Consider the following 11785-nt stretch of genomic DNA (forward strand, 5'->3'; position numbering starts at 1 on the left):
ACCCGTCAGTGCCGGGTGCCGCGCAGCACGTAACCGAAGCCGCGGTGCGTGTGGATCAGCGGTTCACCGGTCGCGTCGACCTTGCGGCGCAGGTAGGAGATGTAGGTGGCGACGACGGCGTCGTCCCCGTAGAAGTCGGTGCCCCAGACGGCGTCGAGCAGCTGCTGGCGGGACAGCACGACGTTGGCGTTGACCATCAGGTGCCGCAGCAGCTTGTACTCGGTGGGGGCCAGTTCGATCGGCTCGCCCGCGCGGGTGACCCGGTAGGTCTCCGGGTCGAGCTCCAGGTCGGCGACCCGCAGCACCCCGTCGGCGTCGTCGGCCGGCCGGACCCGACGGAGCACGGCGGCGACCCGGGCGGCCAGCTCCTCCAGCCCGAACGGCTTGGTGACGTAGTCGTCGCCACCGGCGGTCAACCCGGCGATCTTGTCGGCCGGGGTGTCCCGTGCGGACAGGAACACGACGCCGGAGTCGACGCCGGCCGCCCGCACCCGCTTCATGACCTCCAGGCCGTCGAAGTCGGGCAGCATGACGTCGAGGATGATCAGGTCGGGCGGCGAGTCGGTGGCCATCCGGACGGCCTCCCGGCCGGTCCCGGCGACCGACACCTGGTATCCCAGGAACCGCATCGACGTCGCGACGATGTCCTGCAACGACGGCTCGTCGTCGACCACCAGCAACCGGGCCGTCCCCGTCATCTGAACTGTCCGTTCCCCTCGTTTCGGCCGGTCCGCGCCGGGGGCTGCGGTACTGCCCCACACGGAACCTGGCCGGACACCGCGCCCGGCCGGGCCTCGACGAGTGCACGCCCTGTGCACCCGCGCGGCGCAAGAATCCCATGAGAACCGGCGGTGAAGCGGTCGCCGGGCCGCGACACCCGCATCCGGGTGCGCCGACGACGGCCGGGTCAGACGCTGGCGCCGGCCAGTTCGGCCCGGATGGCCACCGGGGTCAGCGGCTCGTCGAGCAGCCGCCGGAACCGCTCGAGCGCACTCTGCTCGGCGGGGCGGGCGTCCAGCCAGGGGCGCAGCAGCCGCTCCCCCTCGACGTAGGTCGACACGTAGGCCCGCCACAACGGGTCGGTGAGGAACCGCAGGCGCTGCGCGGCCTGCTCGGGCCCGGCCAGCGACCACCGCTGCAGGTACTCCTGCACCTCCGACACCGGCCGCCCCCGGTCGTGCAGCAGGATCGCGGCGTTCTGCCGGACCGCGTTCAACGGACGGGACGCCAGTTCCAGTTCCTCGGCCAGGTCGGCGTCGAAGCCGGGCACCGGACGGCCGGCATCGCCGACCGGGCCGAAGTTCGCATCGAACAGTTCCGACAGCCAACGCCCCCAGCCGGGGCCGATCGCGGCGCTGAGCGCCAGGTCACCCAGCCCCTCGGCCATCACGCACTGCGGGGTGTTGACCAGGAAGATCGTCTGCTCGGCCTGGCCGCCCTGACGGACCAGCAGGTCCTCCTTGCGGCAGTGCTCGGTGTGGTGGCCCGGGTAGCACTCGTGGGCGACCAGCACGCCGAGCTGGGACATCCGGTGGCCGATGTCGGCGTTGACCGCCACCCGCGACGAGAAGTCGCCCAGGTAGTAGTTGAAGCCGCTCCAGGCCACGTCACGGGCGATCTCGAAGTCGATGTGCTCTCCGGCGGGCAGACCCGTCGGCCCGGCCACCCGCTCCCGCAGATCGGCGGCGATGACCCTGACGACCCGCTCGACCTGGTCGGGCGGGCACAGTTCGAGTTCGCGCAGCGCGGCCAGCCGGTCGAGCAGATCGCCCCGGCCGGGCAGCAGCTCGTCGAGGCGGGCGTGGGCGGCGGCGAACACGTCCTCGTCGACCAGGTCGATCTCGACCTGGAAGTAGCCGGCGACCTCGGCGACGAAGCCCATCTCCTGGCCGGCCAACCGCCGGCCGGCGACGGCCAGCGCCTGCAGGTGGGCGGTCAGGAAATCGACCCGCTGGGCGCTCAGATCAGCATCACCGACGGCGGCGACCAGCCGGGTGGCCTGCCGGGCCAGGTCGGCGGGGTCGGGCGCCGGCTCGTCGTCGACGGCCCGGCGCAACGCCGGATCACCGGTGTAGGCGTCGACGAAACCGCTGACCACCCGGTCGAAGCGCAGGCCGAGCTTGAGGTACTCCGTGACGACGTCCTGACCGGTGTCCATCCGATCATTGTCCGCCCGGATCATTCGCCGTAGCGCCGGTGCCGGTTCGCGTAGTCGCGCAACGCCCGCAGGAAGTCGACCCGGCGGAAATCCGGCCAGAACGCCTCGCAGAACCAGTACTCGGAGTGGGCACTTTGCCAGAGCAGGAACCCGGACAACCGCTGCTCCCCCGATGTGCGGATGACCAGATCCGGGTCTGGCAGTCCGGAGGTGTAGAGGTGTTCCCCGATGGTCTCCACGTCCAGCGAGTCGATGAGCTCCTGGATGCCCCGCCCCTCCTCGGCGCCGACCCGCAGCATCGACTTCACCGCGTCGACGATCTCGTGGCGACCGCCGTACCCGACCGCGATGTTGACCTGCAGGCCCTCGCGGCTCGCGGTCCGCAGTTCGGCGGCGGCCAGCCGGGTCGTCATCGCCTCGGGCAGCAACTCGCGGGCCCCGATGACGACGAGCTTCCACGGCTGGTCGGGGGCGGCCAGGTCGTCGACGACATCGGTGATGATGTCCAGCAGGGGCAGCAGTTCCTCGTCCGCCCGGCGCAGGTTGTCGGTGGACAGCAGCCAGAGAGTGACCATGCCGATCCCGGCCTCGGAGCACCACTCCAGCAGATCCGCGATGTGGGCGGCCCCGGCCCGGTGGCCCTCCGTGGGGTTGGTGAACCCGGCTTTGCGGGCCCACCGGCGATTGCCGTCCAACATCACACCGACGTGGTGCGGGATCGGCGCACCGGCCAGACTGGTGGCCAACCGGTTCTCGTAGAGCCGGTAGACCAGGTCGGGAAGACGCACGGGCGTCACCCTACGACGCCGGACGGCCACCGACGGCACGTCGACGCACTCGGACGACTCCCCGGCGCGGACGGCGCCGGTGCACCGTCCGACCGGCCGGCGGTATATACCGGAAGCACCACCCCGGACGGGCCCGCGCGGGCCGTCCGACCGAGCCAGGAGCTGAGCACGTGAACACGACGGTCCCCGCGACGGAGCCGCCCGCCCTGCTGCGCCCGCGCGCCCGGGGCTGGATCCACTTCTACTCGGCGGCCGTCGCCGTCGTCGGCAGCCTCGCGATGATCCCGATGGCCGCCGTGTTCGCCGGCCCCGGTCCGGCGGTCGCGTGCACCGTCTACTGCCTCACCCTGATCGGTCTGTTCAGCATCAGCGCGACCTACCACCGGCACACCTGGGTGTCCCCCCGGGCCCGCACCTGGATGAAGCGGGCCGACCACTCGATGATCTTCGTATTCATCGCCGGGTCGTACACGCCCATCGCGGCGCTGGCCCTGGAGCCGCCGACCAGCACGGTCGTGCTGGTGGCGGTCTGGCTGGGGGCGGCCGGCGGGGTCGCGCTCAAGATGTTCTGGCCGCATTCGCCGCGCTGGCTCGGCGTGCCGTTCTATCTGGCCCTGGGCTGGGTCGCGATCTTCGTCATGCCCGACCTGCTGGCCAACGGCGGCGCGGCCGTGGTCACGCTCATCGCCGCCGGTGGCCTGCTGTACACGATCGGCGCCGTGATCTACGGGATCCGCCGCCCGAACACCTGGCCGCAGGTGTTCGGGTACCACGAGTACTTCCATGCCTGCGTCACCGCGGCCGCTCTGTGCCAGTGGGTCGCCATCTGGCTGCTGCTGTTCCGCTGACGGCTACTCACCAGCGCGGGTCGGGCCCTGCTCGCGGAGCCGGTTGACCTGCTCCATCGCGCTGCGCAGATCGGCCAGCCAGGTGTCGGCGTGCTCGCCGACCAGCCGCACCGCCCAGGCCAACGCGTCGGACCGGGAGCGAGCGACGCCGGAGTCGACGAGCGTGTCCAGGATGACGCGCTCGGGCTGCCGCAGCCGCGTCATCACCGGGGCCGAGACCGTGGTGAACAGTTCCTCGGTGCCGCCCAGGCGGGCGCCCCAGGAGATCTCGCGCTCGTAGCGGTGCTGGCCCTGGCGGGCGATCTCGACGCGTTCGGCCCGGGAATCCTCCCGGAAGCGGGCGATGCGACCGGCCTCGGCGGCGGCCCGGGCCGCCTCGTCGGCGAAGTCGTCCGTCAGGGCCGGCAGTTCGCCGACCACCAGGATCTCGTCGCGGTCGACGGTGACGGCGGGGGCGCCGACGAACCAGCCGTCAGGCAGGCGTCCGGACAGCCAGGCGGCGGCGTCGGACGCGTCCGGCCCCTCGCCGCGGCCCCGGCCGCCCGGGCCTCGTCCGCGGGGTCCGAAGCCGCGACCGGGTCCGAAGCCGCGGCCCGGTCCGAAGCCGCGCCCGCCTTCCGGGCCGTCGCCGTGCCGGCGGGGTCCGCGGCGTTCGTCCTGCTGGTCCTGGGGGCCGGAACGGCGGCCGCGCCGGTGGGGTCGTCCGGTCTCGTCGGGTCCGGACGCGATGTGGTGTGGATTGCCCTTCATGGGTGTCCTCCGGTGTTCGTGGATGCCTCCCGGCATCTCGCAGATGGCGTTGCTCGTTGCAACACTTGCAATGATTACACCGTTACACACCTTGCACAAGGGGCTCCGGGTGACCGACGCCGGAAACGCCACCACCCCGCGCCGAGGAGCAGGCGCGGGGTGGTGGATGTGCGGGCGGTGCGGTCCGGGCGGACCGGTGGTCACCGGGTCGTCGGCGGGTCCTCCGGTCCGGCCGGGCCCGTCAGGGTGGCGGACGTCGCGGTCGGGGAATCCGGTCCGTCGGTCCCCCGCGCAGTGCCCGGCTCGGACCCGGCGGTCGCGGACTCGGGAGTGTCGAACGACGCCGGCACCCGCCGGAGGTTCTTGTTCATCGACTTGATGAGGAAGAACAACGCCACGCCGAGCAGCAGGATGATGAGCAGCCCGATCGGCGCCGCCTTGCCCCAGTCCGGGCCTCGTCCCGAACTCGGGTCGTAGTCCCCGGGCTGGGTGGCCAGCCAGGTGACGGCCCGCTGGGCGGTCCCGGTCAGCGCGGTCATCGGGCTTCCTCCGCCGCGGACGGGTCCGGGGTGACCCCGGCGAACAGGTCGTCCTCGGGCAGCGTCGCGTCGACGAGCGACCGGGCCAGTTCGTAGTCGTCGGTCCCCCACACCTGCGCCTCGATGTCCCGCGGGACGGCGAACCACCGCGAATCGGGGTCGATCTGGGTGGCGTGGGCCAGCAGGGCGGCGTCACGGGCGTGGAAGAAGTCGGCGACCGGCACCCGGGTGGTGACCCGCAGGCCCGGGTCGGGTCGCTGGTGCTCGGTGAAGTGCTTGATCCACTCGTCGTACGGGCCCTCACCGGTGCGCGACCGGACGGCCTCGTTGACGGCCATGATCCGCTCCCGGGAGAACCCCGCGTTGTAGTAGAGCTTCAGGGGCTGCCAGACCGACCCCGCGTCCGGGAACGCGTCCGGGTCACCGGCCGCCTCGAACGCCCCGACCGCGACCACGTGGCAACGGATGTGGTCGGGGTGCGGGTACCCGCCGTTCTCGTCGTACGTGGTCATGACGTGCGGTCGGTACCGGCGCACCAGCCGGACGAGCGCCTCGATCTCGGGCTGCGGGTCGAGGTCGGCGAACGAGCCGGGCGGCAGCTGCCAGCTGTCCGGATCGCCCTCGTGGTAGCCGGAGTCCTCGAACCCGAGCCATTCGTGCGCGATGCCGAGGATCTCGGCGGCATTGGCCATCTCGACGAGTCGCAGGGCCGGCAGATCCAGGTTCGGGTCGTCCTTGAGCGCCTCGGCCAATTTGGGGTTGAGCACGTCACCGCGCTCGCCCCCGGTGCAGGACACCACCACCGCGCCGATGCCGGCGGCGGTGTACTTGGCCAGCGTGGCCGCACCCTTGCTCGATTCGTCGTCGGGGTGGGCGTGGACGGCCATCAGGCGCAGCGCTGCGCGCTCGGCGTGCCGGGCCCGGCGGGCCGCCGCCTCGGACTGCGGCGAGGCAGCGGCCTGCTCGGCGGTCGGAGCGTCGGTGGGGCTGACACTGAGAGTGGAATGCTCGCTCACGGCGCGGTGGTTCCTTCCCGGGGTCCGGGTGACTGCTCATCGCGGAGCTGCTGGTCCGCGATGGACACGTACGGGGTCGTCCGCCATTGTCCACTTCGCTCCGTCCGGTTCCGAACTGCCCGGGCCACCGGGGGCACCGCGACCGGCGGCGGGCCACTCCACGGCCACCACCCCGGCATGGACACGTCGGGGCACCGGACAGGCACTGGACGGGCACTGGACGGGCACTGGACGGGCACCGAGAGCGACGGCGTGCGTCGTCAGCGCTCGTTCACCTGGGCAAAATGGTAGGATTCGACAAATGAACGGTCCCGATGGGGGCCGTTCATCGTTTTTTGTCATCAGTGCCGCCCGTCCGCCGGGGATTTCCCGCGCCCGGGCACCCCTATGCCCCGCTTCCCGGTCCACCGGGGAGCCGCCCGAATCGTGGCCGGACCACGTCGGACCGGGCCTCGGAGCCGGCGCGGTCACCGCGTCCGGCGTCCCCGGGCCCGCACGACCGGCACCCGGCCGCCATCGCGGGACCACCCCGGTCCCCGAGCGCACCGCAGTGAGGAGTTGCCATGACCGGAACCGTGACCTGGCTGACCCAGGAGGCGCACGACCGACTCCAGGGCGAGCTCGACCAGCTGGTCGCCCACCGTCCCGTCATCGCCGCGGAGATCAACGCCCGGCGCGAGGAGGGCGACCTCAAGGAGAACGGTGGCTATCACGCCGCCCGGGACGAGCAGGCCAAGCAGGAATCGCGCATCCGGCAGATCCAGGAACTGCTGCGTAACGCGCAGGTGGGCGTCGCCCCCGCCGACGACGGTGTCGTCGAGCAGGGCATGGTCGTCACCGTCGCCTACGACGGGGACGACGACGACCAGGAGACCTTCCTGCTCGGTTCCCGCGAGGAGGGCGCGCACGGCAACCTGCCCGTCTACTCCCCGCAGTCGCCGCTGGGCCAGGCCATCATCGGCTCCTCCCGTGGGGAATCCCGCGAGTACGCGCTGCCCAACGGCAAGATCCAGAAGGTCGCCGTCCTGGAGGCCAAGCCCTTCACCGGCTGAGGTCAGCTGCCGCACCCGCCACCCCCGTCGCTCCGCGGAGCGACGGGGGTGCTGCGTTTTCCGGGCCGGGCCCCCAGGATGGCGGCATGCATGCCGCGTTCGTGGACGAGCTGGGTCCGACCGATCTCATCCGCTACGGCGAGCTGCCCGACCCGGTGGCGGGTCCCGGGGAAGCGCTGGTGCAGGTGCTGGCCGTCGCCGTCGACGGGGTGGATCTGCTGCTGCGGTCGGGCCGGTGGGTCAACCCGGTGCGGTTTCCGCTGGTGCTGGGCCGTGACCTGGTCGGACGGGTGGTCTCGCTCGGGCCCGACACGTCGTCGGAGCTGCGGCCCGGTGACCTGGTCTGGACGAACACGGCCGGGTTCGGGGGACGGCCCGGTGCGACGGCCGAACTGACCTGCGTCGCGCTGGACCGCCTGTACCGACTGCCGGCCGGGGCCGACCCGGTGACGTTCGTGGCGACGGTGCACCCGGCGGCGACCGCGCAGGCCGGACTGCTGGGCCGGGCGCGGCTGGCGGCCGGGGAGACCGTCGCGGTGGTCGGCGCCAACGGCGCGGTGGGCGCGGCGATGGTGCAGGCGGCCGGGACTGTCGGAGCGCACGCGATCGGGGTGGTGCGGGCCGCGGCCGCGGCCGGTTCGGTCGAGAGCTGCGGCGGTGTCGCGGTGGTGGCCGACGCCCAGGGCGCGGTAGCGGCGGCCGTCGCGGCGGCGCCGGACGGCGTCGACGTGCTGGTCGACACCACCGGGCGGGTCGACCTGGGCGCCGTGGCCGGGCTGCTCAACCCCCGGGGCCGGATCCTGGTGATCGCCACCCGGACCACGGTGGAGCTGGATCTGTGGCGCTTCTACACCCGCGAATTGCAGCTCGTCGGCTTCGTACTGTCCGAGCTGACCGTGCCCGAGCTGGCCGCGGCGGCGGACTGGATCGGTGAGCAGTGGCCGACGGGCCGGATCGGCGCCCCGGTCGGCGTGGTGTGGCCGTTCGCCCGCGCCCGTGAGGCCCACGAGGTGGTGCAGAACGGCGGGCTCCCCCATCGCCCGGACGGCGCCGCGACCCGCATCGTGCTGGTGCCCTGACCGGCCGCCACCCCCGCGGGGTGGCGGCCGTCTGCGCCGAGTCGGGTCGGTCAGTCCAGGGCCTGGCGCAGGTCGTCCAGCAGGTCGTCCACGTCCTCGATGCCCACGGAGAGCCGGACCAAGTCGTCGGGGACCTCGTGGGCGGACCCGGCGACGCTGGCGTGCGTCATGAGGCCCGGGTGTTCGATGAGCGACTCGACGCCGCCGAGCGACTCGCCGAGGGTGAAGACGGCGGTCCGCTGGCAGACCTTGAGCGCGGCGTCCCGCCCGTCCCGGACGGTGAAGGAGACCATCCCGCCGAACCGCAGCATCTGCCCGGCCGCAACCTGGTGGTGCGGGTGCGTCTGCAGCCCGGGGTAGTGGACGGTGCCGACCCGCGGGTGCTCGGCCAGCATCTCGGCGACCGCCTCGGCGTTGTCGCAGTGCCGGTCCATCCGGACGGCCAGCGTCTTGACCCCGCGCAGCGTGATCCAGGCGTCGAACGGGCCGGCCACCCCGCCGATCGATTTGGTGTGGAACGCGAGCTCCTCGGCCAGATCGGCGTCGTCGACGATCAGCGCACCACCGACGACGTCGGAGTGCCCGCCGACGTACTTGGTGGTCGAGTGCAGGACCACGTCGGCGCCGAGGGCCAGCGGCTGCTGCAGGTACGGGGAGGCGAAGGTGTTGTCGACGACGAGCCGGGCTCCGGCCCCGTGGGCGATGTCGGCCAGGGCGGCGATGTCGGCCACGTTCAGCAGCGGGTTGGTCGGCGTCTCGCACCACACGATGCGGGTGTTGGGCTGCAGCGCGGCCCGGACGGCGTCGAGGTCGGCCAGCGCGACGGCGGTGTAGGTGATGCCCCAGTTGGCCAGCACCCGGCTGATCAACCGGAAGGTGCCGCCGTAGGCGTCGGCCGGCAGGACGAGGTGGTCGCCGGGTCGCAGCACGGCCCGCAGCAACGTGTCGGTGGCGGCCATCCCCGAGGCGTAGGCGAAGCCGGCCCGGCCGCCCTCCAGGCTGGCCAGCGCCTGCTCCAGAGCGGTCCGGGTGGGGTTGCCGGCCCGGCTGTAGTCGTAGCCCGCGCGCGGTTCGCCGACGACGTCCTGGGCGAACGTCGAGGTCTGGAAGATGGGGACGACCACGGCACCGGTGACCGGCTCGGGGGCCTGTCCGGCGTGGATGGCACGGGTGGAGAACCCACCGACCGCCGCGCCGGTGTTCGGCGCGGCGGCGGGCAGGGCGGCGGGCACGTCAGTCATGTCCGCCACCCTAGAACGGCCGGGGGTGGGGGTTCAGAGCACCGGCCGGCCGCCGGTGACGGCGAGTCGGGCGCCGGAGATGTACGACCCGTCGTCGGAGGCCAGCAGCACGTAGGCGGGGGCGAGTTCGGCCGGCTGCCCGGCCCGGCCGAGCGGGGTGTCGGCGCCGAAATTCGCCACCTTCTCCTCCGGCATGGTGGACGGGATGAGTGGGGTCCACACGGGCCCGGGGGCGACGCTGTTGACCCGGATCCCGCGCTCGCCGAGCAGCTGCGCGAGGCTCGCACAGAAGTTGGCGACGGCCGCCTTCGTCAGCGCGTAGGGCGCCAGCGTCGGGGAGGGCATGTCGGAGTTCACCGACGAGCTGCCGATGATCGCCCCACCGGACGGCATGTGCGGCAGCACCGCCTTGACGAGGTAGAACATCGCCGAGACGTTCGTGTTCAGCGTGAACGCCCACTCGTCGTCGGAGATCTCCTCCAGCGTCTCGTGGGACATCTGGTAGGCGGCGTTGCTGACGAGGACGTCCACCCGGTCGAACTCGGCGACGGTGCGCTCGACGATGTCCCGGCAGTGGGCCGCGACCGAGATGTCGCCGGGGAACAGCAGCACCCGCCGGCCGGCCGCGCGGACCTGTTCGGCGACGGCCTCGGCGTCGTCGTGCTCGTCGAGGTAGGAGATGGCGACGTCCGCGCCCTCGCGGGCGTAGGCGATCGCCACGGCCCGACCGATGCCACTGTCACCGCCGGTGATGAGCGCGACCTTGCCGGCCAGCCGCCCGGTGCCGACGTAGGAGTCCTCCCCGCAGTCGGGCACGGGGGTCATGGCCGACTGCCGGCCGGGCGGGGTCTGCTGCTGGGGTGGTTGCGGGGTGTCGGTGCTCATGCCCGGACAGTTCCGCGACTGCCCCGGGCCAAACACCGCCGCCCGGTGCGTCAGGCGCGACGGCCGGCCAGGAACGCCAGCAGGTCGGCCCGGGTCAGCACCCCGACCGGCTTGCCGTCGTCGATCACCATGACCGCGTCCCGCCCGTGCAGGGCGGATCGGGCGGCGGTGATCTTCTCCCCCGCCCCGACCAGTTCGAACGGCGGCGCCATGTGGTGGCGGACGGCGTCGGACAGCTGGGCGGTCCCGGCGAAGAAGGCATCCAGCAGGTCCTTCTCGGACACCGACCCGACGACCTCACCGGCCATCACGGGCGGCTCGGCCGACACGACCGGCATCTGCGAGACGCCGTACTCGTGCAGGATCTCGACGGCGTCCCGCACGGTCTCGGTCGGGTGGGTGTGCACGAGGGAGGGCAGCTTGCCGGTCTTGCTGCGGACGATGTCGCCGACGGTGGCCTCCCCGTCGCTGGACAGGAACCCGTAGGACGACATCCAGTCGTCGGAGAAAATCTTGGACAGGTAGCCGCGGCCACCGTCCGGGAGCAGGACGACGACGACGTCGTCGGCGGTGAGTCGGCCGGCGAGCTGGAGCGCGGCCGCGACGGCCATCCCGCAGGATCCGCCGACCAGCAGCCCCTCCTCCCGGGCCAGCCGCCGGGTCGTCGCGAACGACTCGGCGTCGGACACGGCGATGATCTCGTCGGCCACCGACTGGTCGTAGGCGCTCGGCCAGAAGTCCTCGCCGACCCCCTCGACCAGGTACGGCCGGCCGGTGCCACCGGAGTAGACCGACCCTTCCGGGTCGGCGCCGATCACCTGCACCCGGCCGTTCGACACCTCCTTGAGGTATCGGCCGGTCCCGGAGATGGTGCCGCCGGTGCCCACGCCGGTGACGAAGTGGGTGATGCGGCCCTCGGTGTCGGCCCAGATCTCCGGGCCGGTGGTCTCGTAGTGGCTGCGGGGGTTGTTGGGGTTGGAGTACTGGTCCGGCTTCCATGCGCCCGGGATCTCGCGGACCAGCCGGTCGGAGACCGAGTAGTACGACTGCGGATCCTCCGGGGCGACCGCGGTCGGACAGACGACGACCTCGGCGCCATAGGCGCGCAGCACGTTGCGCTTGTCCTCGGAGACCTTGTCCGGGCAGACGAACACGCAGCGGTACCCGCGTTGCTGGGCGACCAGGGCCAGCCCGACCCCGGTGTTGCCGCTGGTCGGCTCGACGATGGTGCCGCCGGGTCGCAGCGCCCCCGACTCCTCGGCGGCGGTGATCATCCGGGTGGCGATGCGGTCCTTCACGGACCCGCCCGGGTTGACGTACTCGACCTTCGCGAGCACCAGTGGTGCGACGTCGGCGGCCAACGGCCCCAGCTTGACCAACGGGGTGTGCCCGATGAGGTCGACCACGGATTGGGCGTAACGCACGACGG

Annotated in this window: 11 protein-coding genes and 1 pseudogene; 3 read left to right on the top strand and 9 right to left on the bottom strand. The window is 72.5% G+C overall.

What is annotated here, in order from left to right:
- Positions 1 to 5: 5 nt before the first annotated feature.
- From FDO65_RS08825 to FDO65_RS08835, 3 genes are all read right to left on the bottom strand, one after another.
- Positions 6 to 698: a response regulator transcription factor gene (locus FDO65_RS08825; protein WP_137448949.1), complete on the bottom strand. Its 693-nt coding sequence runs from the start codon at positions 696 to 698 to the stop codon at positions 6 to 8.
- A gap of 209 nt (positions 699 to 907) precedes the next feature.
- The gene (locus FDO65_RS08830; protein WP_137448950.1) at positions 908 to 2158 is read right to left on the bottom strand and encodes a DUF885 domain-containing protein; all 1251 of its coding nucleotides are present in this window, start codon (positions 2156 to 2158) and stop codon (positions 908 to 910) included.
- Between the two features lie 20 nt (positions 2159 to 2178).
- Positions 2179 to 2946: an isoprenyl transferase gene (locus tag FDO65_RS08835; protein WP_137448951.1), complete on the bottom strand. Its 768-nt coding sequence runs from the start codon at positions 2944 to 2946 to the stop codon at positions 2179 to 2181.
- A 170-nt stretch (positions 2947 to 3116) separates the two neighbouring features.
- Here FDO65_RS08835 and trhA point away from each other — a divergent pair, with 170 nt between their 5' ends.
- A complete protein-coding gene (gene trhA, locus FDO65_RS08840; RefSeq protein WP_240757502.1) occupies positions 3117 to 3794 on the top strand; it encodes a PAQR family membrane homeostasis protein TrhA in 678 nt (225 codons plus the stop codon).
- A gap of 3 nt (positions 3795 to 3797) precedes the next feature.
- Here the strand turns inward: trhA and FDO65_RS08845 are convergent.
- The 3 genes and pseudogenes from FDO65_RS08845 to mca all read right to left on the bottom strand — a co-directional run.
- A pseudogene (locus FDO65_RS08845) lies at positions 3798 to 4349 on the bottom strand (hypothetical protein); the annotation flags it as partial.
- A gap of 395 nt (positions 4350 to 4744) precedes the next feature.
- Entirely contained in the window at positions 4745 to 5083 is a 339-nt protein-coding gene (locus FDO65_RS22490; RefSeq protein WP_205849862.1) for a hypothetical protein, read from the bottom strand.
- Positions 5080 to 5970, bottom strand: coding sequence for a mycothiol conjugate amidase Mca (gene mca, locus FDO65_RS08855; protein WP_137449672.1), 891 nt, complete (start codon positions 5968 to 5970; stop codon positions 5080 to 5082). The genes FDO65_RS22490 and mca overlap by 4 nt, the downstream gene beginning before the upstream one ends.
- 692 nt (positions 5971 to 6662) lie before the next feature.
- Between mca and greA the strand changes: the two genes are divergently transcribed.
- Together greA and FDO65_RS08865 are read left to right on the top strand one after the other, a co-directional pair.
- On the top strand, positions 6663 to 7151 hold the full coding sequence (gene greA, locus FDO65_RS08860; protein ID WP_137448952.1) for a transcription elongation factor GreA: 489 nt from the start codon (positions 6663 to 6665) through the stop codon (positions 7149 to 7151).
- An 86-nt stretch (positions 7152 to 7237) separates the two neighbouring features.
- On the top strand, positions 7238 to 8230 hold the full coding sequence (locus FDO65_RS08865) for an alcohol dehydrogenase catalytic domain-containing protein (protein WP_137448953.1): 993 nt from the start codon (positions 7238 to 7240) through the stop codon (positions 8228 to 8230).
- A 50-nt stretch (positions 8231 to 8280) separates the two neighbouring features.
- Here the strand turns inward: FDO65_RS08865 and FDO65_RS08870 are convergent, their stop codons facing one another.
- The 3 genes from FDO65_RS08870 to FDO65_RS08880 are packed head-to-tail and all read right to left on the bottom strand — an operon-like array spanning position 8281 to position 11780.
- Entirely contained in the window at positions 8281 to 9471 is a 1191-nt protein-coding gene (locus tag FDO65_RS08870; RefSeq protein ID WP_137448954.1) for a cystathionine gamma-synthase, read from the bottom strand.
- A 33-nt stretch (positions 9472 to 9504) separates the two neighbouring features.
- The gene (locus FDO65_RS08875; RefSeq protein ID WP_137448955.1) at positions 9505 to 10356 is read right to left on the bottom strand and encodes an SDR family oxidoreductase; all 852 of its coding nucleotides are present in this window, start codon (positions 10354 to 10356) and stop codon (positions 9505 to 9507) included.
- A gap of 50 nt (positions 10357 to 10406) precedes the next feature.
- Positions 10407 to 11780: a cystathionine beta-synthase gene (locus FDO65_RS08880; RefSeq protein ID WP_137448956.1), complete on the bottom strand. Its 1374-nt coding sequence runs from the start codon at positions 11778 to 11780 to the stop codon at positions 10407 to 10409.
- Positions 11781 to 11785: the final 5 nt, after the last annotated feature.

The organism is Nakamurella flava, from assembly GCF_005298075.1.
Lineage (GTDB): Bacteria > Actinomycetota > Actinomycetes > Mycobacteriales > Nakamurellaceae > Nakamurella > Nakamurella flava.

Coding starts and splice junctions, on each gene's coding strand:
- FDO65_RS08875 (WP_137448955.1), bottom strand. CDS start 10,356: ATGAGCACCGACACCCCGCAACCACCCCAGCAGCAGACCCCGCCCGGC.
- greA (WP_137448952.1), top strand. CDS start 6,663: ATGACCGGAACCGTGACCTGGCTGACCCAGGAGGCGCACGACCGACTC.
- FDO65_RS08865 (WP_137448953.1), top strand. CDS start 7,238: ATGCATGCCGCGTTCGTGGACGAGCTGGGTCCGACCGATCTCATCCGC.
- FDO65_RS22490 (WP_205849862.1), bottom strand. CDS start 5,083: ATGACCGCGCTGACCGGGACCGCCCAGCGGGCCGTCACCTGGCTGGCC.
- FDO65_RS08830 (WP_137448950.1), bottom strand. CDS start 2,158: ATGGACACCGGTCAGGACGTCGTCACGGAGTACCTCAAGCTCGGCCTG.
- FDO65_RS08825 (WP_137448949.1), bottom strand. CDS start 698: ATGACGGGGACGGCCCGGTTGCTGGTGGTCGACGACGAGCCGTCGTTG.
- mca (WP_137449672.1), bottom strand. CDS start 5,970: ATGGCCGTCCACGCCCACCCCGACGACGAATCGAGCAAGGGTGCGGCC.
- FDO65_RS08870 (WP_137448954.1), bottom strand. CDS start 9,471: ATGACTGACGTGCCCGCCGCCCTGCCCGCCGCCGCGCCGAACACCGGC.